The organism is Clostridium nitrophenolicum (genome assembly GCF_055391695.1).
Map to the genome: position 1 here is coordinate 5,315,673 of NZ_AP042469.1, position 25,646 is coordinate 5,341,318.

A 25,646-nucleotide genomic window follows, 5' to 3' on the forward strand; every position below is an offset into this window, starting at 1 on the left:
TCTACTTGTACTTTTACACATAATTTCTTATTTTTACAAGTTCATTATGTATATTGCCAAATATATCCCAGCTTATTATGTACCTCGCATTATAATTAATAGTTAAAATGTAAATTTAAGTATATTCTATCATAAAAGTTAATTTAAAAACTACTTTTATTTTTTAAGATTAGTTTAAAACAATATACTAGTATATTATACAAAGCATTAATTTTATATGCATCATTTACGACAATTGACAATAGGAGATATACAGCTAACAGCTATTAAATGAAACTCCTTCTCCCTTCGTCGAATGAGTAAGCGATTCGCACAAAATCATAGATTTTGGCTCTCTGCTTAATTGTTAGCTGTATATGTTCTATTTTACTTATACGTAATTTTTTATCTTTATTATCTCTCCATTTTCTATATAAACTCTTGGCACTCTTTTGCTTACCATGCATATCACTTCATAGTTTATAGTTCCTAAAATAGCTGCCATATCATCAGCATTAAACTTTAAGCTTCCGTCACTACCCATAAGTATAACTTCATCTCCTGCATTTACATCACCTACATCAGTGACATCTATCATACACTGATCCATACATATATTACCTACTACTGGAGCGAATTTACCATTAATTATTACCTTTGCTTTTCCTGACATCATTCTAGTATATCCATCAGCATAGCCAATAGGCAGTGTAGCAATTATACTCTTTCTTTCAGTTCTAAACTTTCTTCCGTATCCAATATACTCACCTTTCTCTAAGGCCTTTACATGCACAACATTTGCTTTCCATGTCATAACAGGCTTTATACTTAATTGATTTTTATCTACCTCGTTCGAAGGATAGTATCCATACAATATTATTCCTGGTCTTGTTCCGTCGTAATGAGCTTCTGGAAGCTCCATTATAGCTGCGCTATTAGCCATATCTCTCATATTTATTTTGATATTCTTGCTAATTAATTTTTCATAAAACCAATTATATTTCTCAAATTGCATATTTGAGTAGCTCTTATCAGCTTCATCAGCAGTACAGAAATGAGAGAATAATCCTTCTATTTCTATATTGGCTAACTTGCTTATTTTATATATTTCCTCAACACTTTCTTCACTTGGTAAAAAGCCTATTCTTCCCATTCCCGTATCTATAGCTATATGAATTTTAATTGTCTTTCCTTTAGATTGAGCTATATTAGATAAGGTTAAAGCATACTCATAGGAAGAAACTGCTGGTTCGATATCATATTTTATCAAATCATCTGATAGAGTTTCAGGAGTAAGCCCCAAGATCATTATAGGACACTTAATGCCACTTTTTCTTAGTTCCACACCTTCGGTTAAAACAGCTACTGCAAGTCTTGTAGCTCCGTTTTGTAAAAGTATTGGCGCCACTTCGATAGCCCCATGTCCATAAGCGTCCGCTTTTACAACTCCAATTAGTTCCTTACTTTTAGCCTTTTCTCTAATCTGCTTGATGTTATACACAAGGTTGTCTAAATTAATTTCTGCCCATACAGGCCTAAAATCTCTAAACATTTTATTACCCCCCACGTTTTTATTTACAATAAAGTAGCTAATAAAATAAATATTGAACTTTTCCTCTACGAATTAATTATACATTATTTTCAATAGTTATATAATTATGAGTTTAAAAAATTTTCAGTTTATGTTATCTCAAACAAATCTTTCTGCAACTCTGGATTAACTTTAAAGTCAGAATACTCTATATCTATTTTCTTTTTACCCTTAGAATCATATATAATAACGTATTTAGGTAGACTATTATGCTTATTTATATACAACTCAGCTTTACTAATATTTTTATTATTGCCAGGTATGTCCAAATGCACAATTTGATACTCTTCATTGTCTATTTTCTTTGACGAATTTTTCACTACTTCATTTGTATATATCATGCCGATATACTCACCAATAAAACTTAACTTAAATAAACTATCAAAGTCTTTGTCTGTATCATATTTTAATCCACTTTGCAAATCTTTAACCAGTATTTTATTGTCTTTATATACCATCAACCGACTTTTATCTAGTTCAAATCTATATCCATATCTTTTATCATAAAATTGTTTTCCAGTATAATTTATAATTTGTTTATCATTTTCTATTTTCATACTTATATTACAACTATAGCTGTCTAAATTTTTTAGATAATCAATATTTTTTTCTGTATCGTCAGTTTTTTTGCCACAGCTTGTGAACACTATTATAAAGATAAAAACAAGAATAGTTGTGAATAATGGTTTTTTCTTCATTTTAATCCCCCTGAATTATATTCTCCTAGGCACTTATTTCCCATTATTAATACTATTCTTTTATTTCTTTTTATATTCTTATACCTTTTATGAATTTAAAATTAACATTGTATTTCTTTTATTGAAAAAGGAATATCTTCTAATATATGGCTGGCATTGACACAAAACATATTCTTAGAAAGTTTTTCGCCGGAATAGCCATGTATAAACGCTGCAATACAAGAGGCTGATATAGATTTATAACCCTGCCCAATAAATGATGCTATCATTCCTGTAAGACAATCACCCATTCCACCTGATGCCATAGAGCTATTCCCTGTTGGATTTATAATTGTTTTTTCTCCATCTGTTATTATAGTATTATATCCTTTAAGAAGCACTATGATATTGTTTTCCTTCGCAAATTTTTTAGATATCTCCATTCTGTTTTCTTTTATATAATCAATTGGCAAACCTGCTATTCTAGACATTTCTCCCAAGTGAGGAGTTATAATAATTTCCGACTTTTTATTTTTTAGTATATCAAGCCTATCTTTTAATACATTTATTCCATCAGCATCTATAACTATAGGACAATTAGCTTTATTAATGATATTGCTTAACAAATTAAATGTTTTCTCATTATCTCCCATGCCAGGACCTATTGCAATAGCATCACTTTTTTCTATTAGTTCACTTAATTTATCCTGTTCATCAAAAGAAATAGTCATAGCTTCTACAAGCTTAGATCTCAAAGTTTCTCTAATCTCACTATCACAACACAATGTTACTAGGCCGGCTCCACTTCTAACCGCTCCCTGTGTACATATGTATGCAGCTCCAGTATATCCATTGGAGCCTGCAACAACTAACACTCTACCATAGTCTCCTTTATAAGAGTACTTATCTCTTACTTGTATATTACTTCTTATCATATTTTCGTCTATAATAAATTCATTATTATGAAACTTATTTATTGCTGCCTCAGGAATACCTATCTTCTCTACAACTACTTCTCCAGTTAATTTATCTGTTCCATAATTTAGAAAACCCTTTTTATATAATTGAAAGGAAATAGTTTTATCTGCTTTAATACAATTACCAAGTACTTTTCCCTTATTTCCATCAAGTCCAGAAGGTATATCGATAGATACAATATATTTACTGTTTTCATTAATTATAGATATGACAGAATCAAATATTCCCTCAACTTTTCTAGAAAGTCCCGTACCGAAAAGGGAATCTATTGTCACCTGACTTCGTTCTATTGAGTCTCTTAAATCATTAATATCTTCAAGATTATTGACTTTATTAATATTTACACCTATTTTTTTTAATATATCATAGTTTATTTTACAATCTTGACTCATTCCTTCTTTATTACCAACTAAAAATACTTCCACTTTCTTATTTAAAATGTGTAGGTGTCTTGCTACTGCAAATCCGTCACCACCGTTGTTTCCCTTTGTACATACTACACAAAAAGAGTGATGTTTATCAAGTTCTAAGTTTTTAATAATCTTTAATGCTGCATTTTCCATCAATAAAATTCCTGGAATCCTAAGTTCATTTATACAGTAGTTATCTATCTCCTTCATTATTTCTGAAGTTGCAATCCTCAAGTTTATCAGCCTCCATTACTGCATATGCTATAGCATTATCAATACCATGAGATATGCTTACATGAATTTTATAATTACCATATTTTTGAGCCATTAACTTAGCCTTACCTTTCAGCACCGCTAAAGGTTTTCCAGCAGCAGTTCTGTCGATTTCTATATCCTTGAATTCAAACCCACTAAAGCCTGTTCCCAAAGCTTTAGCTACAGCCTCCTTTGCCGCAAATCTACCTGCTACAAACTCTGGTCTCAAGTTTCTGCTTTTAAGATATTCTATTTCATTCTTACTAAACATCCTATCTATAAAATTAGCATGCTTACTTATAGCTTCTTTGATTCTTCTAATTTCAACGATATCAACCCCAACTCCTAGAATCAAAATATCACCCCCATATTAATAATAAATTATACTTTTCTATTTTAAAAGTTGCAAGTAGTTGTATGCTCAGCTGTTAAAAGAAAAAAAGAGGATTTTTTCCTCTTCTGATCATAATAAGTGCCTATTGTCTTTTATTTTAATATGCTATATCCTTTATTTCTTTATCAAAGTCTACTATATATTCATCAATATAATCACCAAGAACATCAATCAAATGAATTGGTGATACATTATTGTCATATAGCAACTTCATTAGATTATGTACCTTGTGTCTCTCTGGACTTATGCTTTTTACACAATCCCTTTCTATATTTATCAACTTTCCATCTACAATGTCTTGTCTCTCAATCTCAATTCCATATGATTGTACCTCTATGGTATCTACTCCATATGTTATGCTAATGTTGCCTTTTAATAATCTGTAGAGATAAACATATTTTACATCGTCTCTACTTTCTGTTCTTATTAAATTTTCTACTACCATAGTGCTGTTCCCCCCATAATTAACTTCATGATTATCTTAACATACTGAGTAAAAGAAATATGTCATTTCATGATATGGTTAATTATAACTTATCTCTTTTATATGACATCAAAAAGCCTGTAACATCATCTATGGTACCATGTATATTACTTTAATGTAACTATTTACCTTTTAATTGAATGTGTTTGTCGAAATTCTATCTATTTTGACTATTTCTTTTTTGTCCTATATAACAGATAGATTCATCTAAAATTTCTTCATTAATTCTCAAGAATTTACAAATATCTTCCAATATTAATATCGTTACAACAACTAAAGCACAATCGTCACCAATACAATGCTTCAAATCATATGCATTTATATAACCCTGTAGTGTATCTTTTTTGAATTTTATGTCGGAATATATACTATTTAATGTATTATATAGTATTTCATAAGAAAGTATTAAAAAATCCTTTTTAGACTTCTCATTACCATTAACTACATGTTTTACTATATTGTTCAATGATGTTTCTTTATAATATTGCTCCATATGCATATCATAGTTATTAGATATATATCGACCTATGATATAGCCATCTATTAACGCTATCTCTCCTTCAGTATTAAAAATTATTGACAGCTCTATACTTTTCTTTCCTTCAGCTCTTATATCTTTAATCAATTCATTTATTCTTTGATTAAACATTGTTGTAAACTTTGAATCAAAAATGAAATATTCTAACTCTTGGCTAGAGCATTCTGAAATAAACTCCGAAAAATTTCTATAAATCTTTCTCATATAATCTTTACTTCTCACAATATCACCTTCTAGAAAATTCTTTTAAGCATAAATACATATCCTATATTTTTTCTCAATAAATAAAAAATATACTAATCATAAAATTATTTTATATTTTATTATTATATTATCTTCCATCAAATATTGATTTTAGTCTTTTTATATATTATAATAATTTTATGGATATTAATTATTAATTAAAACTAAATATCAATAATTTGAAATGGGGGATAAGTAAATGAATGCCATTGAAATCAAAAAGGATATTCACTGGGTAGGTGCTCTAGATCCTAACTTAAGAATCTTTGACATAATAATGTATACTCCATATGGAACCACTTATAATTCATATTTAGTAAAGGGTAGTGAAAAGACTGCTATATTTGAGACAGTTAAAGAAAAGTTTTTTGATGAATTCTTAGAAAGACTTAACTCCTTAAACACAGATATAAAAGATATAGATTATATAATAGTTGATCACACAGAGCCAGATCATGCAGGTTCAGTAGCTAAACTATTGGATCTAGCTCCAAAAGCTAAGCTCGTAGGGTCATCTACAGCCCTTAGATTTATGAGAGGTATAGTAAATAGAGAATTTGACTCTATTACAGTTGATCATGGTGATACATTAAGTCTAGGAAATAAAACGCTACAATTTATATCTGCACCATTTTTACATTGGCCAGATTCTATGTATACCTACATTGTTGAAGATAACATTTTAATTACCTGTGACTCATTTGGATGTCACTACTCAAATAAAGATATATTTAATGATTTAAATGAAAGCCAAGAAAATTATACGGATGCATTGAAATATTACTTTACTGCAATCATGGGACCATTTAAATCTTATGTTTTAGATGCTATAGATAAGATTAAAGATTTAAATATAGACACAATATGCCCTGGACACGGTCCGGTTCTAAGAGACAATCCTTGCAAAATAATAAAACTATATAAAGAGTGGAGCTCAGATTCTGAAAAATTATCTGAAGGTAAGCATATAGTAATCCCTTATGTTTCTGCATACGGATATACAGAATCCTTAGCAAAGAAAATTGAAGAAGGTATACACTCAACTGGTGAATTTAAAGTAGAATTGTTTGATGTAATACATCATAATATAAACGACATTATAAGTAGTATAGAAAAATCTCATGGAGTAATATTTGGTTCTCCTACAATAAATGGTGATGCACTAAAACCTATATTAGATATATTAATATCGCTTAACCCTATAGTTCATGGTAGAAAAACTGCTGCTGCTTTTGGATCATATGGTTGGAGTGGTGAAGCTGTTAGTAATATAGAGAACAGACTTAAACAATTAAAAATGGATGTTTTTTCTCCAGGACTCAGAGTGAATTTTAAACCTTCTGAAGAAGACCTAACTCACGCTTATCACTTTGGACAAAGTTTTGCGCAAAAGATAGATGAAAATATAAGCAAAGTTAACAAACCTAACAAGCCATCTACATCGAAAAAGTGGAAATGTTTAATATGTGGAGTAGTTTTTGAGGGTACAGAGCCGCCTGAAACATGTTCTGTATGCGGAGCTAGTTCAGAGCAATTCGTAGAAGTTGTTGAGTCGGGAATTGAATTTAGAAACGATGATGATAAAACCTATTTAATAATAGGAAATGGAGCAGCAGGTTTTTCTGCAGCAGATACTATTAGAAAAAGAAACAAAAATTGTAAAATAATAATGGTATCATCTGAAAATAACTTAACTTATTTTAGACCTCAGCTATCTGATTATCTATCATCCTCAATACCTGACAACGAATTTTATGTAGTTCCTGAACGCTGGTACAAAGATAACAATATAGATTTGTGCTTAAATTCATATGTAGATAAAATTAACGGAGAAGATAGAAAAATAATATTATCTGATGGAAGACAAATTTCTTATGATAAGCTTATATTAGCTAATGGAAGTTCCAGTTTTGTACCTCCGATTAAGGGAATTGATAAAAAAGGTGTTTTCAGTTTAAAATATTTATCTGATGCTGACGCAATTAAAAATTATATATCAAGTTCCAAGAAGGCAGTAGTTATAGGTGGTGGTTTGCTTGGTCTTGAGGCAGCTTGGGAACTTAAAAAGTGTGGACTTGACGTAACTGTAGTAGAATTTGCAAACAGACTTCTTTCTCGTCAGTTAGATGAAGAAGGTGCTAAGTTATTTAATGCTTCTATTGATAAATCTGGTGTTAGCATAATACTTCAAGACTCCGCCGTAGAAATACTAGGAGATGAGAAGGTTACCGGAGTTATGTTAACAAGTGGTAAGACCGTTGATGCAGACATTGTAATATTTTCAATAGGAATACGTCCGAATAAAGCTCTTGCTGACACATGTGGTATAAAAGCTGATAAAGGTATAGTTGTAAATGATAAGATGGAGACATCTGTTGAAAATGTATATGCATGTGGAGATGTTTGTGAATATAACGGAAAAGTTTATGGAAACTGGCAAGCTTCTATCGAAATGGGAAAAACCGCAGGTGCTAATGCTGTAGGTGACGAATCCTATTTTACTGACTTTGTATCATCTGTAATTTTTTCAGCGATGGATACCGAATTATTCTCCTGTGGTACATTTACCTCAGAATCTAAAGCTTTATCTTCCTTAGACTCTCAAAAGGGTATATATCAAAAATTATTTTTTAATGACAATAAGCTAATTGGAGGTATACTGCTCGGAGATACTAAAAAATCTGGCAAAATAATATCTGCAATACAAAGTGGTAAAACCATAAAAGACATTATGTCTGATAACTTTTTCATATAGGGTTTCAAACTAGAAAATTGACTTACACAAAGGGATATAAGCATATTCCAGAGTGTAAGTCAATTTTCGGTCTTGCAACTCTATGTATTTTGTATTTTAATATCTAATGCCTTTCGGTTTTTCTTTGCCCTCTCTATCAAAAGCAAGGGTGGCATTTAATTCTCCCCCCATTAATATTATTATCGATAGTATGAACAGCCATGTTAGAAGCACTATTACAGCTCCTATACTTCCATATATCTTTGAATAATTTGCAAAATTATTTACGTAATATGCAAATCCTAAGGATACTATGGTTAAAGTTATAGTGGAAAAAATGGCACCTGGTATAACTTCCTTCCATGTAAGTCTTCTACAAGGTGTATATCGGTATAAAGCTGCAAAAATAAATATGGCAGATATACTCATAATAAGATATCTTAGTTTATTCCATACAATTGCAAAAATATAGAATACTCCTAAACGAGTAGCTAGTGCATTTCCTATTACTTCTCCAAACACTAATAATAAAAAGGTTGATATTATTATAAAGGTTAAAGCAAAAGTGCACAAAACTGCTATTAGCTGCACTTTTAACAGCGATCGTTCTTCCCGTTCGCTATATGCCTTATTAAGTCCTCTAATTACCGCATTAAACCCGGCAGAGGCAGACCATATAGTAATAATTAAGCTTAAAGGCAGTAAATGTCCATGTCTCGTATCCACCACTTCTACTATAGTATTTTTCACAAGATCTACAGCACTATATGGAAGTATTAGTTTTAGTACCTCTATTACATCTCCACTAGTTATTGAACTAAAACCAACAAAAGTCATTAAAAATATTATAAATGGGAAAAATGAAAATATTAAACTATATGCTAACTGAGATGCTAAAGCCAAAACTTCATCATCATTAAATCGAAATGCTAAATTTTTTATATCTTTTACTAATTTACTATCCAATAAAAACTCCCCTCCTTGACATTAAGTTTTTCCCATGATAAAGCATATTATTACTATACAAAAAACCTGTATCTAAATTTAGATACAGGTTTTTTGTTAAATTTGACCTTATTATATTTTATATTGATTAAGAGTAATTTTTATTTAAAATATCTGTTTAACAATCCATTAAATGCTGCTCCATGTCTAGCTTCATCTTTGCACATTTCATGTACAGTATCATGGATTGCATCGTAGTTTAACTTCTTAGCTAAAGTAGCTAAATCCTTTTTACCTTGGCATGCTCCGTGCTCTGCTTCAACTCTCATTTCTAAGTTTTTCTTTGTATCAGCTACTACAACTTCTCCAAGTAACTCTGCAAATTTTGCTGCATGTTCTGCTTCTTCAAAAGCTATTCTTTTATAAGCTTCAGCTATTTCTGGGAATCCTTCTCTATCTGCTTGACGACTCATTGCTAGATACATTCCTACTTCTGTACATTCGCCCATAAAGTTTGCTTTAAGTCCTTCTATAACCTCTGGATCTATATCTTTAGCTATTCCTACCTTATGCTCATCAGCCCAAGCTAATGCCCCTTCTACTTTTTCAGCAAACTTATCACTACCAGCTCCACATTGTGGACATTTTTCTGGTGCTGCTTCTCCTTCATAAACATATCCACATACTGAACAAACAAATTTTTTCATTTTAAATTCCTCCCGATTATATCATTTTTTATATTTTTAATTAATTTTTATTTTCTCGTTCCTTACAGTTATTATTATATAATAATTATTATTGATTTGCAATACCTTTTTGAAAAATTTTTATATAATATTTTTTATATATTAATATTTGATTACAATTTTTCTATATATAAGTAAAAAAAGAGTCAGGCACTTCTAATCACTTTCTGATTAGAAATTCCTGACCTCTAAAACACTATATCAATTTTATTTACATATATAATTACTCAATTAATTAAGCACTTTTTTCTTGTAATGCAGGTTCAGAGATATCCTTGTTCTGTAATGAACTATGTTTACGTGAATATACAAAGTAAACAACTACTCCTAGTAAATTCCATACTCCAAAATATAACCATGTTGTCTTTGATAAACTGAACATAAGGAATAAGCAACATGCTATTGCCATTAGAGGTACTACTGGTACTAAAGGTACTTTAAAACCTCTTTCTAAGTTTGGATGAGTTTTTCTAAGTACAATTACAGATAGTGCTACAAGTGAGAATGTTCCTAGAAGAACCATATTAGCAAGATCCGCCAATTGTTTTAGGTCTATAACTCCTGCAAGTAAAGCAGCTAGACATCCTACTAACCAAGTTGAAAGTACAGGTACATTTGTTTTTTTGTTTACATTAGAACAAGCTTTAGGAAGTAATCCATCACGGCTCATTGAAAATAATATACGTGATGAACCGTAAACGTATGCAAGAATAACTGCTAAAATTCCTACAACTGCTCCAACTGAAAGTATAGATGCTGCCCATCCTTGTCCAACAGAACTTAATGCGTAAGCCATAGCATCACCAACATTTAATTGAGTGTAATGTGCAACACCTGTTAGAACTAGGCAAACTATAATGTATATAATTGTACAACCAATCATTGAAGCAATAATACCTATAGGTAGATTTTTTTGAGGATTCTTTACTTCTTCGGCAGAGGTTGAAACTGCATCAAAGCCTGCGTAAGCAAGGAATACAGATGCTGCACCGGCAAATACTCCCTTAAAACCAAATGGCATAAATGGGTGCCAATTTGCTGGTTTTATAAAAAATGCACCTACAGCTACGAATAGAACTATAACACCAAGTTTTACAAATACCATAACATTATTTACTTTTTTACTTTCTTTAGTTCCTCTTGATAGAAGAAGTGTAATGAATAATACTACAATAACTGCTGAGGCGTTAAATAGTCCCCCTTGACTTGGAATATTAATAAACATACTAGGTAGATTAATTCCAAACTCTTTTAGTAAGCTATTAAAGTATGCTGACCAACCACCGGCTACAGTTGCAGTACATACTGTATATCCGATAAAAAGTGACCATCCAACTAGGTGGGCAATGAATTCACCTAATGATGCATAGATATAAGCATATGCACTACCGGATGTTGGAATTGATGACGCGAATTCAGCATAACATAGAGCTACAAGTATACATGCAATTGCAGAACCGATGAATGATAGAACAACAGCAGGACCTGCATCTCTTGCGGCAACAACACCAGTTAAAACCATTACACCAGTTCCAATTGTTGCACCAATACTCATTAATGTTACGTCAAATGCACCTAAAGTTCGCTCTGTAGAGCTGTTTCTATTGCTGTCTAAAATAGAATTTACGTCTTTTTTTCTAAAAAATGACTTCATACGATAGCCCCCTATAAATTATAATTAATGTTTAGCTGTAATTATTGACTTGATTATACTAGCTTGACTACAAAATGCTTCACAATTCTTCACAATTCTTCACACAAAAAACGAAATGCTTTTAAAATTCTAAATTTTAAAAGCATTTGATAGTATTAAACCAATTGTCCTAATTATCTGTAAATATGTCTTCAACGGTATAAAACTCAATATATGAGACCAAGGAATCCCTAGTAGTCTTCACATTGTAACAGCAATCCCTCAAAGAACTTTCCTATTATTACCTTTCCACCTGTTTTATTCTTTCCCTTAATATAATCCATTTCGGCTTTAACACTTGCAAAATCAAACATACCCTTAGAATATTCCTGAAAACTTTCATTATAATAATCTTCTATTCCTATATATGCAAGATTCGTCAATCCAGTCTTAATTGCTCTCCTCATTCTTTGCTGTACTGTTTTAGGACTATCCCCAATAATGCAGCACAAATCATTAAAATTGCATTCTTCAAATGATTTTTTTGTTTCTAACAAATACATGCAGATTTTAATAATATCATTTGTTCCCTTTTCACCTAGCATTCCAAACTTACTTAAAACATGCTTAATTCTTTTCATATTATTATCCTTATTGTCTTGAGGTTTTCTTTGAGGATTAATATCTTTGAATACTTTTTTTATATTATAAAGCATATTTTCAATTTCAATTTTTTCAGCAACCTTACTTGTAACTTTCTCTACTTCAATTTTATTAATAGGCTTACTAATAAAAAACTCAATTCCTGAATTATAGGAATCCTCTACTAACTTTATGTCTGATACTTGAGAAATCATTATAAATTTAATCTTGGGTTTCAGCAGCTTTACTTCTCTTACCAAACTATTACCATCCAACTTAGGTAGAAGCAAGTCAACTAATACAATATCTGGATTGCAAATCAATATTTCGTTAAGCGCTGTCTCTCCATCATTGGAGCTACCTATTACTTCACCTGACCCGCTTTCTTCAATCAAATTGGTCAGTATCTTAACAATATTAACATCATCGTCAATAATATAATATCGCATTATGCTTACCTCCTAAATGAGCCTATCGGTATTTTTACTGTAAAAGTTGTGCTTTTATTTTTTATAGATTGTACAGATATACTTCCTTTAAAAATATCCTGGACCAGATCCCTCACCAAAGTAAGCCCTATACCTCTACATATACTACCAGTTTCCTTATTATACTTAGTAGAAAAGCCAGGGTTAAATATAAAATCCAAATTACTATCACTTATACCTGTTCCGTTGTCAAATACAGAAAAGACATATTCATCTTCAATCTTCTCAATTTTTAGTTTAACCAATCCTCTTTTTTTGTTATCTATAGCTTCTATACTATTAAAAATTAGGTTTCTTATAATTGACATCAAATAAAAATGTTCAAGAACATAAAATTCGCATTCTACTCTGAAATCAAGTTCAATATCCAAATTTTTGGTGATTATATAGTCTTTTGTATCTATTTCTAGAATATTTATAATATCCTTTATCTTCATGCGTTCAATATCTATTTTATCATTAGCTATCTCCTCAAGCCCTCTCATAACCCTAATATAATCCTTTTTAATCTCGTGAACATCTTTAGCAATATCAAGCGTAAGATTTTTCAATTCGTCAGGGTAATGATTCTCTGAAACAATCTCGTAAACTGAAAAGGATTTCTTCATTACGTCTTCTATTTCAGCAGCATTCTTATTCATGAAATATATTTCACTTTTGAATCCAGAAGTTAATAATATCAATCTCCTATAGCGTTCTTCATGTTCTTCTTTTATAAGAAATGATTTATAATATTTCATTGCTATTAATATAATTAAAGTCATTAAAGATCTTACACAAGCTACTATTAAAAGATCTTTTATCATATTGCTATTTATCCCAGTTATTTGAGTTCTAATACTTAATTCAACAATATTTGAAAAAAGATCGCAGCAAAATATTGAAATTATGAATTTTGTTAGATCTTTTTTCCTATTCTTGTAATATAAAAAATAAAAAATAACTCCATATGTAGCATAAAATATTATCTCTGGTGTAATTATTTTAAGGGTTTTAGAAAAATTCACAATACTAGAATTAATCCATAATGATTTATAAAATGACGTAATTATTCCTGTGATTATCGCTGTTTTTATTGGATTTAATCCAGCATAATTATAAAGAAATATGGAGAACACAACAACTGAAAAAGATATAGTAAAACCCTGGATTAAAAAATCAAAATAAAGCTGAGATGCTATACTTACGCAAATTACAACTACAAGAATATTCTTGAACTTTTTCATCTAGTACACCTCTCTTTCATTTATTAATTTAATAATAGTATACTATAAATTTCACTTTAATTCATCAAAGTATTGCATTTTAGTGATATCATTGCTATCATAGCTATTCAACTTATAATTAATTCCTCTTTCTCTTTTTCTATCAAATGAAAAAAGAGAAAGCCAAATTTTTCTTGGCCTTCTCTCTATTTTGAACAACTTTTCTTCTATTTGAACGAACTCATTTTTCTATAACTATGGTTAATTTTTTATAAAAGACTATTCAACCGTTACGCTCTTTGCTAAATTTCTTGGCTTGTCAACGTCACAGCCTTTTTGTATAGCCATATAGTATGATAATAATTGTAGTGGAATTACTGAAACTACTGGTGAAAGTATATCCATTACTTTTGGTATATACAATGCAGAGTCTACAGTCTTTTCAATTTCATCATGTCCTTCACAAGTAACTCCTAGAACATTAGCTCCTCTTGTTTTAACTTCTTTTATATTACTTACCATCTTATCAAATAAGTCTTCTTGAGTAGCTCCTGCTATTACAATAGTTCCTTTTTCAATTAAAGCTATTGGGCCATGTTTTAGTTCTCCACCTGCATAAGCTTCTGAATGGATATATGATATTTCTTTAAGCTTTAATGATCCTTCCATAGCTACTGTATAATCAAGACCTCTTCCTAAGAAGAACATATCTTTATGCATATAAGTTTTTGCAGTAAACTTTTGGATAGTTTCTTTATTTTCTAATACCTTCTCTGCTTTTTCTGGCAGTGTAAGCATTTCTTTCTTTATTTGATCTATAGTTTCTTCACTTATAGTCTTTTTATTTTCAGCAAAGAATAATGCTATCATATACATAGCTATAAGCTGAGTAACATATGCTTTTGTTGAAGCAACTGCGATTTCTGGACCAGCCCAAGTATATAATACATCATCAGCTTCTCTTGATACAGAACTTCCAACAACATTAGTTACGGCGATTACTCTAGCACCTTGTTTTTTAGCTTCTCTAAGTGCAGCTAAAGTATCTGCTGTTTCTCCTGATTGACTTATAACCATCATTAGGGTTCTTTCATTTATGATTGGATCTCTATATCTAAATTCAGAAGCAACTTCTATCTCTACAGGTATTCTTGCAAGTTTTTCTATTACATACTTACCTACAACCCCTGCATGATAAGCAGTTCCGCAAGCTACTATATATATTTTATCTATATTTTCTATTTGCTCTTTTGTTATTTTTATATCATCAAGAGTTACAGGCTTACCTGGCATAATTCTTGATGTCATTGTATCTTTTATAACTTTTGGCTGTTCATGAATTTCTTTTATCATGAAATGCTCAAATCCACCCTTTTCAGCTGCATCTGCATTCCAAGTTACATGATATATATCTTTCTTTATTTCTTCGCCTTCTTCTGATAAAAGTTTTACTCCATCTTTAGTCATAACTACAAACTCTTTATCATTTAAAAGATAAATATCTCTTGTATGATTTAATATAGCTGGTATATCTGAAGCTATAAATGATTCTTCTTTCCCTAATCCAACTATTAATGGACTATCTTTTCTTACAGCTACAACTTTATCTGGCTCTTTAGAACAAACTACACCTATAGCATAGCTTCCTTCCATCTTTGCAACAGCCTTCATAACAGCATCAGTTAGATCTCCATCGTAGAAATAATCAACTAAGTGAGGTATAACTTCTGTATCAGTTTCTGAAGCAAAGTTATATCCCTTTGTCATTAACCATTCTCTTAAATGGATATAGTTTTCTATAATTCCATTGTGAACTACACTGATTGTTCCATCCTCAGTAGTATGAGGATGTGAATTTAAGTCTGATGGTTCACCGTGAGTCGCCCATCTTGTATGGCCTATACCTACACAACCTTTTAATGGAGTTGTTTCAAGTTTTTCTTCAAGATTAGCAAGTCTTCCCTTGCATTTTGTTACATTTAATTTATCTCCATCAAGTATTGCTACACCTGCTGAATCATATCCTCTATATTCTAATTTGCTTAACCCCTCAATTAATATTGGTGAAGCCTCTCTCTTTCCTACAAAACCAACTATTCCGCACATAAATAATCTTCCTTTCTCATTTTAAATTTATAATTCTCTTTTTCGAGAATAGCGAACTCATATTTACAATTTTAATTTCACGCTTATAAAGCCTTTCCTAAATATCAAAAAATGAAAGGATTAAATAAGCTTTTATGATTTTAAATTCGCTAATGACGAAACCTCTTCATACTGCATGAAGAAGTAAGCTTTCCAACAAACACAAAATTAGGTTGGATGCTTAGGTTTTAACACCAGGTTGATATTGTGTCGGAAATCACTTTCCGATTTTATCAACCGTTAACGGTAGTGCGATACCGTGGGGCACCCGCCGAAGAATCGATACTCCCCATCCTCGTCAACTTAAGTGAGAGTCAAAATCTTTGATTTTGTTACTCGAACTTACTCCAGCAGCTTTGCTGGTGGAGTTTCCTTTATAACACAAATCTCCAACTTAGCTAGTCCAACTTACCCGGACGTTTCTAAATTATCACTTACACATCTGTGTAAGTTCGGTTAACTAAATCATAGATTTAGAACCTCACTTAAGTTCTGGCGCTTTAAAATTTAACTTTATAGACACTAAAAGCCTACTCTCTTTTACTTACCTCCTCAATTATTAAATCAATATAGCATAAAACAAGTTGCTCCTATATTATATGGCTACTTTAATAATTTGGTCAATATATTTTTTATAAATTTAATATTAAGTTCATTTTAATACTAATATACTTTAGTTGATTACTGCTCTATTAAAATCTTAGCGTTGTATATTGCTATATGTTATATCTACATATAACAATATACAACTACATACAAATTCGTAATATACATGTTTAATATTTTTCAATAATTTTTATGAAACAATTTAGTGTTTTAATATGCAGCTTATATTTGTCATCTGTAACTTTATGTTATTTATCACTAAGATCTATTTTAAACTTTAAGTCCTCTCTTATATCATAACCGTCAAAATTTGCTGTTCCTATAATATACTTTTTATTTTTATCCAAAGGTTCAAGTTCCATGACATATTCATTAGGTTTACTTTCTTCTTTCCTTAAAGCACCTATACCAATAGCGTCCGATTTATTTTTAAAATAAACAGGATTATTTTCTGCATCTCTAATAAATAGACTACGTGCTTGTGAAAGCGGTGCTAATCCTTCCGTAGTATATCTAACTATAGTTCTATCCTCTTGAACTTCTATATCCTTAACTATTGTTTTACCAATTTTGCCTTGGGAGAGTTCTATTGGATAAGCTCCATTGATAGGCTTACACTCTTCTTTCCACTTATAGCGCTCACCCATTTTAGAAATATTATAGGGTATAATTGTCAAATACTTAGGAACACTTTTCAATGCAACACATTTAAGTTCACCATGAAAATCACTAAATGGTGAAAATTTTTCAGTATCAGTAAAAAAATTTTTCCACTCAACTTCTATACTATTATCATCATAAACAAACCAGTTGCCATATTTCAGTTCTCCTGCTAAATGATCTTCTCCGAAAGCTTTTGCTCTTTTCTCTATATCTTTATAATCCTTATTAATATATTTACCAGTAAACACTATAGAAGTATTTATAGGAGTAAACGTTACTTTTTTTATATTAATAGTTGCCTCTGGAAGTTTTGCACTTGTGTTAGGTTTAAATACCTTAGTCTTCTGAAGAACATCCTTTTTCGAATAGCTAAAACTAATCTTCCAGTTTCCTTCTATTCCACCTATATCTCTTATATTCAAATCTACGTTGATGTTTTCTGGAAGATTTTTGTCTGACACGTTGATTTCACAAGATCCTACATAGGTATGATCATCTATATATTTTCCTCCATCTCCACCATTTCCAAAGCCATCTTTACCATTTATCTTCAAATAATGTCCTAGAAAAAAAGGCCTGTAATTTTTATCCATCTTTTTCTTAATAACATCCCTGATGTCCCCATCGCTTTTTATTGTATATGCCATAATTAGTTGATTGTTATCACACAGTACCTCATTAATGGTTATTGTTATACCTTTATCAGTGGCACTATTATTAACTGCTTGAGAATATTTTTGATATTCTCCATTCTTATCATTGAAGCTCTGAATTATAGAATTTAAAACTGGAATGTTTCTTGCAAAAGCTGGCACTACTAAAATACCAGCTGATATTATGCATACTAAGGCTACAGCAGCTGCTTTATATTTAAACTTTCTTGCTTTACCTTCACTATTAATTTGCTTCATTAAATTTTTTCTTAATTTTTTCTTTCGTAGGTCGTTCATTTTTAGATCCACACGTTCATCTTCTTTATCATCATTACTAATGTAATTAAATAGTTCTAGCATGTCTTTTTCATCTAAAACATCTCTATTCATTTATACAACCTCCTTTTTTTAAAAAAGCGAGTTTTTCTTTTAAAACTTTTCTCCCCCGTGAAAGCCTGTTATCCACTACCGTTCTATCTATTCTTAAGGCACTTGCTATATCTACTATATCTTCCTGTATTAAATACCTTCTTATAAAAATTTCTCTATCTATTTCTTTAAGCTCCTTTATTGCATTAATAACCTCATCTTTATTCTCCTTAGATATGATTAAATCTTCTACCTGATTTTTAGACTGTATTACATAATCTTCTATACATTCTATATTGGTATCTTTAATTATCTTCTTTTTATAGTTTATAGCTTTATATTTTGCTACAGCCTTAAACCAATATTTAAAATTCCCTTTTTCCTCATCAAAACTTTCTATGTTATTCCATAGACACATGAATATATCATTAATACATTCGTCTATATAAGTAGAGTATTGTTCTGAACCAAATACTCCAAATACAACATTGTATATATAGTCGCAATAGCTATTAAATGCATATTCTAAAGCTTTAGGATTTTTATTGTTTAATTCTCTAATGAAATTATCTTCATTTATCCCCATTTTCCCCTCCATTATACTTACTGCAATTTTTATGTTCTTATAAGATAAAATTATTTTTAAAGAGCTCTTCATATAATAATACAAATATAATATCAACTTTCTATCATTAAATACTAAATTTATCTAAATTATTTAAAATATAGCCTATATATTAAGCATAATATTTATAGTAAAAAAGACACAGGCCTATGCCTGTGTCTTTATATCATATGAAAACTACCTTAAATTTTCACTTTAAACCCTATTTATATATTAACTATTTGCTTTTTTCTCGATAAGTTGTGCTAAGTTGTGCGCCATTTCATCAAGCTCACTTTGCACTTCTCCTTCAAGCATAACTCTAACCAATGGCTCTGTGCCTGAAGGTCTTATTAATACTCGTCCACATCCATTTAGCTTTTCTTCCATCTTCTTTATTTCATTTACTATTTCTTCATCTTCTAAATATATGTTCTTTTTATTATTTGGCACTGTAGCATTCACAAGTATCTGTGGTAGTTCCTTCATCATTGAAGCTAATTCTGATAAGGTTTTTCCACTTTTCTTAACTATAGCTCCAAGTTGAAGTCCAGTAACCAATCCGTCTCCAGTAGTATTGTAATCTAAGAATATAATATGTCCTGATTGCTCTCCACCAAGCTTGTATCCTTCCTTAGCCATTTCCTCAAGAACATATCTGTCTCCAACCTTAGTTTTTATTGTCTTTATGTCTTCTTTATTTAAAGCTATATCTAATCCTAAATTACTCATTACAGTTACAACAACAATATCCTTGTATAATTTACCAGTTTCTTTTAAATGTTTACCGCAAATAGCCATAATAAAGTCACCATTAATTAGGTTTCCCTTTTCGTCTACTGCAAGACATCTATCCGCATCTCCATCAAATGCTAAACCGATGTCACATCCTTTTTTAGCCACATAATCCATTAACTCTTCAGGATGAGTTGATCCGCAATTTTTATTTATGTTAATTCCGTCTGGATCATTATTGATAACATACACTTGAGCCCCCAATTCTTTAAATGCTTTTACTGCTGTAATATAAGAAGCTCCATTAGCACAGTCTAATGCTACCTTTAATCCTTTTAAATCTATATCTATAGTTGATTTGGCAAACTCTACATAGTCTCCAATTGCTTCGCCAGACTCTTCTATTTTTCTTCCTATTTCTTCTCCTGTTGGAAGGGGAACTCCCTCAAAGTTATTTTCTATAATACTTTGTATTTTATCTTCCAACTCGTCAGATAGCTTGTATCCCTGTCCATTAAAAAATTTTATTCCATTATACTCTACTGGATTGTGAGATGCAGATATAACAACTCCAGCATCTGCTCCGTACTTTCTAGTTAGATGTGCTACTGCAGGAGTTGGTACCACCCCTACACAAAGAGCCTCTGCGCCTACAGATAATATGCCTGAAACTAATGCGCTTTCTAACATGTCTCCGGATATTCTTGTATCCATCCCTACTAATATTTTAGGTTTATGTGCTCCCTCAGTAAGCACATAGGCTCCAGCTCTGCCTAATCTATATGCTAATTCTGCTGTTAATTCTTTATTTGCGATACCTCTTACTCCGTCGGTTCCAAACATTCTATGCATATCAATCAATACCTCTCTCTTTTATCTTAATATATTATTTTTTTCAACAATATTAACTACATTATAATATTATATTACAATTTACTTACAGTAACAACAGGTATTAACTAGCTTGAAGTTAATATAAAAAACCACCCGAAATTATTTCGGGTGGTTAAACTGAATTATATTATTTTACAAATTCAATTCCTCTTTCGATAGCCTTCTTGTTTACTTCAAAGAATTTTTCTTTTCCATGAGCTCTTAATGATTCAAGTAAAGCTTCTATTGAAACTATTCCTGTCTTTTTAACAAGTGCTCCTAAAAGAACCATGTTAGCTATTGTCTTGCTTCCTAATTCTTGTGCTATAGTTTGAGCTGGGATTGCTATAACTTCTATATCTTTTCTTGTAGGCATTACATCAACTAGGTCTGAATCTAATACTATAAGACCATTAGCTTCTACTATATCTTCAAATTTTTCTAATGAAGGTCTATTCATTACAACTATACTATCAGCTTTAGTAACTATTGGTGAGCCTATGCCCTCGTCAGTTAATATAACTGAACAGTTAGCTGTACCTCCTCTCATTTCTGGACCATATGATGGTAACCATGAAACGTTTAAATTAGCATCCATTCCTGCATAAGCAAGAAATTTACCCATAGATAATATACCTTGTCCACCAAAACCTGCGAAAATTATCTGTTGTGATGCCATTTTATTTCACCTCCTCAGTTGTATCCTTCTTAATTCCAAGAGGATAATATGGTATCATGTTGTCTTTTAACCACTGCATTGATTCTGAAGGTGTTAATCCCCAGTTAGTTGGGCAAATTGATAGTACTTCTATCATTGAGAATCCTTTTCCATCTAACTGATTTTGGAAAGCTTTCTTTATAGCTTTTTTAGCTTTTAATGTATTTGGAACTGTGTCTACAGAAACTCTTTCAACATAGCAAGCACCAGTTAAAGTTGAGATCATTTCAGCAACTCTTATTGGGTGTCCAGCTTGTTTAGTATCTCTTCCGTATGGTGAAGTCTCTGTAACTTGACCTGGTAATGTAGTTGGAGCCATTTGTCCACCAGTCATACCATATATACAGTTATTTACGAATATTGAAGTTATATTTTCTCCTCTAGCTGCTGCATGTACTATTTCAGCAGTACCTATAGCTGCTAGGTCTCCATCTCCTTGATAAGTAAATACTACTTTATCAGGGTTTGTTCTCTTTATACCAGTACCAACTGCAGGTGCTCTTCCGTGTGCAGCTTCAAACATATCACATGCAAAATATTTGTATGCTAAAACCGAACATCCAACTGGTGCTACACCTATAGTTTTATCTAATATACCAAGCTCGTCCATAACTTCAGCAATTAATTTATGGATTAATCCATGAGTACATCCTGGACAGTAGTGAGTTGGCACATCTATTAATGATTTTGGAGTTTGATATACTATAGCCATTACTTTGCACCTCCTACTATATCTTTAACTTTGTTAAGGATATCTGTTGGATCTGGAACCATACCGCCTGATCTTCCGTAGAAGTCAACTGGTTTTCTTCCGCTTGCAACAAGTCTTACATCCTCAACCATTTGTCCACAGCTCATTTCTACTGATAAATAGCCGTGTTTAGTTTTATCTATTGTTTTTTCAAAAGCTTCAACTGGGAATGGCCATAAAGTTATTGGTCTTACTAAGCCTAACTTTATTCCTTCCTTTTCAGCCATTTTAATTACATTCTTACATATTCTTGATGTAGTTCCATATGCAACTAATATTAAATCGCAATCTGATTCACAGTTAAATAATTCATATCTAACTTCAGTTGCTTTTATAGCAGCATATTTCTTTTGAAGATGTGTATTATGATCTTCTAATAGTTCTGGCTCTAAGTATAATGAATTTATAACGTTATGTTCTGTTCTTCCACCTAGTCCATTAGCTGCCCAAGTCTTTTCTGGAAGCTCTCTTGCTTGTTTTTCTTTGAACTCAACTGGTTCCATCATTTGACCAAGCATTCCATCTCCCATAATCATACAAGGAGTTCTATACATATCTGCTACATCAAAAGCATCTTGTATTAGGTCAACCATCTCTTGTATTGAAGCTGGTGCGAATACAGGCATATTAAAATCTCCGTGAGCGCCGCCTTTTGTAGCTTGGAAATAGTCTGACTGAGCTGGTTGAATACTTCCAAGACCAGGGCCTCCTCTAACTATATTTACAATAACACAAGGTAACTCTGCACCTGCAATGTATGATATACCTTCTGCTTTTAAGCTTATTCCAGGTGAACTTGATGATGTCATACATCTAACTCCAGTACCAGCTGCACCATAAACCATGTTTATAGCAGAAACTTCACTTTCAGCCTGGATAAATGTTCTACCTATCTTTGGCATTTTCTTTGCCATATAAGCAGCAACCTCAGTTTGTGGGGTAATAGGATAACCAAAGAAAGCCTTACAATTTGCTCTTATGGCAGCTTCTCCTATGGCTTCATTACCCTTCATTAATACTTTCTCTCCCATAAAACGCCCTCCTTACTCTTTTTCAACTGTTATTACATAATCAGGACATATTCTTGCACATGATGCACATGCAATACATTCACTCATCTTATCCTCTGTAACAGTTGCAGGATGATATCCTTTTACATTGAGTTTATCAGCAAAGTTTATTATTTTCTTTGGACATACAGCTATACAGTGTCCACAGCCTTTGCATCTTTCTTCTCTAAAAGTTACCTTTGCATTTGGCATAAGAAATTCCCTCCTTAATGTTGGTAATTGAAAATCTTTTGAACAATTCTTACTAGATAGCTTTTGTTCTAGAAAATTACTGAGTTTTTCAACCCTATTTATATGAATTTTATTTCTAGCAAATTTTAAAATAGTAAAGTTTCACTTTATCTCCAAGGCGGCTTCATATATATATCTATTGGTAAAAGTTCGCCTTGCACCTTACCCTTAACCTCATCAATCAAATCTCTTCTGCAAATGGTATATTTATGAGGTATATTAAGTTTTTCGGATAGCTCGTTTACTGTCTTATCACCTCTAATAATATCTTCTACTGCAGTTTCATAAGACATATTAGTATTAGATATTAAATGAGTTACCTTAAGCCTAGAAGCTGCTTGTATAACTCTCATGTAATCCTGTGTATCATCATTGTTTGATGTTAAAGGTCTGTTATTATTTATGACAAAGTACATATCATAAGGTTCTTCTCTTAAGTATCTATTGTACTGTCCAAGCACAACAGCTCCCTGATCGTCACCACCGATATCCATGATTACTTCATAGCTCTTATCATTAAAAACAGATAAAACTTCTGGCGGAACCACCATTAATTCTGCGTTTGATAAGTTAGGATCTGCAGCAATTACTCTTATACCATACTCTTCAAGCTCTTTCTTAATTCCTCTTGTACAAAAGTAAGGGTTTACTATGTCTAAATCGACAATTGCAACTTTCTTGCCTTCTTTTGCAAGTTTTATTGCATAATTTATAGATATCTCAGTTTTGCCGCTTCCAAAATGTCCTGTAAATATTCTTATTCTACTCACCATATCACCTCTCAGATTAGTGAACAACAACTCTTTTTTCTGCAATTTCGCGTAAACGTATTCATACGGAGTACAACTTAACCTATTATGTTCTTAAATTATGTCCATATAGTTTAATATTAGCAAAGGTTAAGTTCATTGTCTACTATAAAATTCATTACTGAATTTCACCTTTGTAGAAAATTATGAATTTTTTACTTTAAAATATTTTTCTTCTGACCACTTTTTAATCACATTTACATTATATCATAAAATATTCAAAATTTCTAACATGATTTTTATCCATAATCTTGCATAAAAATTCACTCTAGCTTTTAAACTGTGCTAATTCTTTGGTTTGCTTCATTTAAAAGTAGTTCACATATGAAAAGAAGTACAGAAAAAGAATGTGTTCTGTACTTCTAGCATTGCCTATTAAATTATTTATATTCTCTAGCTTTTTCTTCTCCCTTTAACACTCTAAGTCCGCCTTGTGCTAGAGCTAAAAGTTCATCTTCTCCTGGATAAATTACAACTGGTCCAACAAATGATACCATTTCTTTTATAGCTGCTGTTACAGCCTTGCTGTATGCAATTCCTCCAGTTAATAATATAGCATCAACTTTTCCACATAATACCGCTCCACATTTACCTATTTCTTTTGCAATCTGGAAAACAAATGCATCAAATATTAACTTTGATTTAGCATCTCCTTCTAATGCTTTCTGCTCTACTACTCTGAAATCATTAGTATCTAAATATGCTACAGTTCCACCTTTACCGTTTATCTTTTTCTTTAATTCATCAATAGTATATTTACCACTGAAGCAAAGCTTAACAAGATCTCCAACTGGTAGTCCGCCGCTTCTTTCAGGTGAGAATGGGCCTTCTCCATCTAGCGCATTGTTTACATCTACAACTTTTCCATTTTTGTGAGCTCCTACAGATACTCCTCCACCCATATGTGTAACTATTAAATTTAATTCATCATAAGGCTTGTTATTTTCTTTTGCATATCTCTTTGCAACCGCTTTTTGATTTAATGCATGAAAAATACTTTTTCTTTCAATTTCTGGCATTCCTGATATTCTTGCAACATCATCCATTTCATCTACAACAACAGGATCAACTATAAATGCTGGTATATTTAATGAGTTACCTATCTCATTAGCTATTATTCCACCAAGGTTTGATGCGTGTTGTCCTTGAACTCCAACTTTTAAATCTTCAAGCATAGCTTCGTTTACAGCATAAGTTCCGCCCTCAATAGGTTTTAAAAGTCCGCCTCTTCCTACAATTGCATCTAATGTGTTTATATCAAAATTCTTTTCTTTTAGCACTTGTAGTATAACTTCTTTTCTGAATTCAAATTGATCAAATATAGTAGCATATTTTCCTATCTCTTCTGATGAGTGTCTTAGAGTCTCTTCTAATATTTGTTTTTCGTCCTCATAAACTCCTATTTTAGTTGATGTTGATCCTGGATTTATTATTAATAATTTATAAGCCATTGTTTTTCCTCCCTTAAACTTAAGTG

At 31.4% G+C, this 25,646-nt stretch carries 22 protein-coding genes; 1 reads left to right on the plus strand and 21 read right to left on the minus strand.

All coding sequences use genetic code 11. From position 1 onward, the window contains the following. Window positions 1–370: 370 nt before the first annotated feature. From alr to ACZ5N4_RS25160, 6 genes are all read right to left on the minus strand, one after another. Window positions 371–1,531 carry an alanine racemase gene (gene alr / locus ACZ5N4_RS25135; RefSeq protein ID WP_464205377.1) on the minus strand — a complete coding sequence of 387 codons (1,161 nt, stop codon included), beginning with the start codon at window positions 1,529–1,531 and terminating at the stop codon, window positions 371–373. A gap of 128 nt (window positions 1,532–1,659) precedes the next feature. Next, window positions 1,660–2,268 (minus strand): germination lipoprotein GerS-related protein, encoded by a 609-nt coding sequence (locus ACZ5N4_RS25140; RefSeq protein ID WP_464205378.1) that lies wholly within the window; start codon window positions 2,266–2,268, stop codon window positions 1,660–1,662. A 101-nt stretch (window positions 2,269–2,369) separates the two neighbouring features. Further along, window positions 2,370–3,869, minus strand: coding sequence for an NAD(P)H-hydrate dehydratase (locus tag ACZ5N4_RS25145; RefSeq protein ID WP_464205379.1), 1,500 nt, complete (start codon window positions 3,867–3,869; stop codon window positions 2,370–2,372). Then, on the minus strand, window positions 3,829–4,245 hold the full coding sequence (acpS, locus tag ACZ5N4_RS25150) for a holo-ACP synthase (RefSeq protein ID WP_464205381.1): 417 nt from the start codon (window positions 4,243–4,245) through the stop codon (window positions 3,829–3,831). The genes ACZ5N4_RS25145 and acpS overlap by 41 nt, the downstream gene beginning before the upstream one ends. Before the next feature lie 136 nt (window positions 4,246–4,381). Then, a complete protein-coding gene (locus tag ACZ5N4_RS25155) occupies window positions 4,382–4,729 on the minus strand; it encodes a DUF6514 family protein (protein WP_464205382.1) in 348 nt (115 codons plus the stop codon). Window positions 4,730–4,925: 196 nt separating this feature from the next. Further along, window positions 4,926–5,528, minus strand: coding sequence for a hypothetical protein (locus ACZ5N4_RS25160; protein ID WP_464205384.1), 603 nt, complete (start codon window positions 5,526–5,528; stop codon window positions 4,926–4,928). 220 nt (window positions 5,529–5,748) lie between these two features. Between ACZ5N4_RS25160 and ACZ5N4_RS25165 the strand changes: the two genes are divergently transcribed. Continuing rightward, window positions 5,749–8,304 carry an FAD-dependent oxidoreductase gene (locus ACZ5N4_RS25165; protein ID WP_464205386.1) on the plus strand — a complete coding sequence of 852 codons (2,556 nt, stop codon included), beginning with the start codon at window positions 5,749–5,751 and terminating at the stop codon, window positions 8,302–8,304. A gap of 96 nt (window positions 8,305–8,400) precedes the next feature. On the opposite strand, the gene ACZ5N4_RS25170 is transcribed toward ACZ5N4_RS25165, so the two are convergent. The 15 genes from ACZ5N4_RS25170 to buk form a co-directional block, all read right to left on the minus strand. Beyond that, window positions 8,401–9,249 (minus strand): YihY/virulence factor BrkB family protein, encoded by an 849-nt coding sequence (locus ACZ5N4_RS25170; RefSeq protein ID WP_464205387.1) that lies wholly within the window; start codon window positions 9,247–9,249, stop codon window positions 8,401–8,403. A gap of 140 nt (window positions 9,250–9,389) precedes the next feature. Continuing rightward, on the minus strand, window positions 9,390–9,935 hold the full coding sequence (locus tag ACZ5N4_RS25175) for a ferritin family protein (RefSeq protein WP_178906930.1): 546 nt from the start codon (window positions 9,933–9,935) through the stop codon (window positions 9,390–9,392). Between the two features lie 274 nt (window positions 9,936–10,209). After that, window positions 10,210–11,628 carry an amino acid permease gene (locus ACZ5N4_RS25180; protein ID WP_464205390.1) on the minus strand — a complete coding sequence of 473 codons (1,419 nt, stop codon included), beginning with the start codon at window positions 11,626–11,628 and terminating at the stop codon, window positions 10,210–10,212. 230 nt (window positions 11,629–11,858) lie between these two features. Further along, window positions 11,859–12,698, minus strand: coding sequence for a DNA-binding domain-containing protein (locus tag ACZ5N4_RS25185; protein ID WP_464205392.1), 840 nt, complete (start codon window positions 12,696–12,698; stop codon window positions 11,859–11,861). Between the two features lie 5 nt (window positions 12,699–12,703). After that, on the minus strand, window positions 12,704–13,963 hold the full coding sequence (locus ACZ5N4_RS25190) for a sensor histidine kinase (RefSeq protein ID WP_464205394.1): 1,260 nt from the start codon (window positions 13,961–13,963) through the stop codon (window positions 12,704–12,706). Window positions 13,964–14,221: 258 nt separating this feature from the next. Next, complete coding sequence (gene glmS, locus ACZ5N4_RS25195) at window positions 14,222–16,048, minus strand: glutamine--fructose-6-phosphate transaminase (isomerizing) (protein ID WP_464205396.1); 1,827 nt, start codon at window positions 16,046–16,048, stop codon at window positions 14,222–14,224. 893 nt (window positions 16,049–16,941) lie between these two features. Continuing rightward, complete coding sequence (locus ACZ5N4_RS25200) at window positions 16,942–18,399, minus strand: DUF4179 domain-containing protein (protein WP_464205398.1); 1,458 nt, start codon at window positions 18,397–18,399, stop codon at window positions 16,942–16,944. Then, a complete protein-coding gene (locus tag ACZ5N4_RS25205) occupies window positions 18,392–18,964 on the minus strand; it encodes a sigma-70 family RNA polymerase sigma factor (protein WP_464205400.1) in 573 nt (190 codons plus the stop codon). Before ACZ5N4_RS25205 ends, ACZ5N4_RS25200 begins: the two co-directional genes overlap by 8 nt. A gap of 252 nt (window positions 18,965–19,216) precedes the next feature. Continuing rightward, on the minus strand, window positions 19,217–20,569 hold the full coding sequence (gene glmM, locus ACZ5N4_RS25210) for a phosphoglucosamine mutase (RefSeq protein ID WP_464211048.1): 1,353 nt from the start codon (window positions 20,567–20,569) through the stop codon (window positions 19,217–19,219). A gap of 169 nt (window positions 20,570–20,738) precedes the next feature. After that, window positions 20,739–21,269, minus strand: a complete 531-nt coding sequence (locus ACZ5N4_RS25215) for a 2-oxoacid:acceptor oxidoreductase family protein (RefSeq protein WP_464205402.1) — start codon at window positions 21,267–21,269, stop codon at window positions 20,739–20,741. A 1-nt stretch (window position 21,270) separates the two neighbouring features. Further along, window positions 21,271–22,020, minus strand: coding sequence for a thiamine pyrophosphate-dependent enzyme (locus ACZ5N4_RS25220; protein ID WP_464205404.1), 750 nt, complete (start codon window positions 22,018–22,020; stop codon window positions 21,271–21,273). Then, window positions 22,020–23,090 (minus strand): 3-methyl-2-oxobutanoate dehydrogenase subunit VorB, encoded by a 1,071-nt coding sequence (locus ACZ5N4_RS25225; protein ID WP_308040438.1) that lies wholly within the window; start codon window positions 23,088–23,090, stop codon window positions 22,020–22,022. Before ACZ5N4_RS25225 ends, ACZ5N4_RS25220 begins: the two co-directional genes overlap by 1 nt. A 12-nt stretch (window positions 23,091–23,102) precedes the next feature. Further along, window positions 23,103–23,321 (minus strand): 4Fe-4S dicluster domain-containing protein, encoded by a 219-nt coding sequence (locus tag ACZ5N4_RS25230; protein ID WP_464205407.1) that lies wholly within the window; start codon window positions 23,319–23,321, stop codon window positions 23,103–23,105. Window positions 23,322–23,467: 146 nt separating this feature from the next. Beyond that, on the minus strand, window positions 23,468–24,130 hold the full coding sequence (locus ACZ5N4_RS25235; protein ID WP_464205408.1) for a ParA family protein: 663 nt from the start codon (window positions 24,128–24,130) through the stop codon (window positions 23,468–23,470). 419 nt (window positions 24,131–24,549) lie between these two features. After that, window positions 24,550–25,620 carry a butyrate kinase gene (buk, locus tag ACZ5N4_RS25240; RefSeq protein ID WP_464205410.1) on the minus strand — a complete coding sequence of 357 codons (1,071 nt, stop codon included), beginning with the start codon at window positions 25,618–25,620 and terminating at the stop codon, window positions 24,550–24,552. Window positions 25,621–25,646 lie beyond the last annotated feature (26 nt).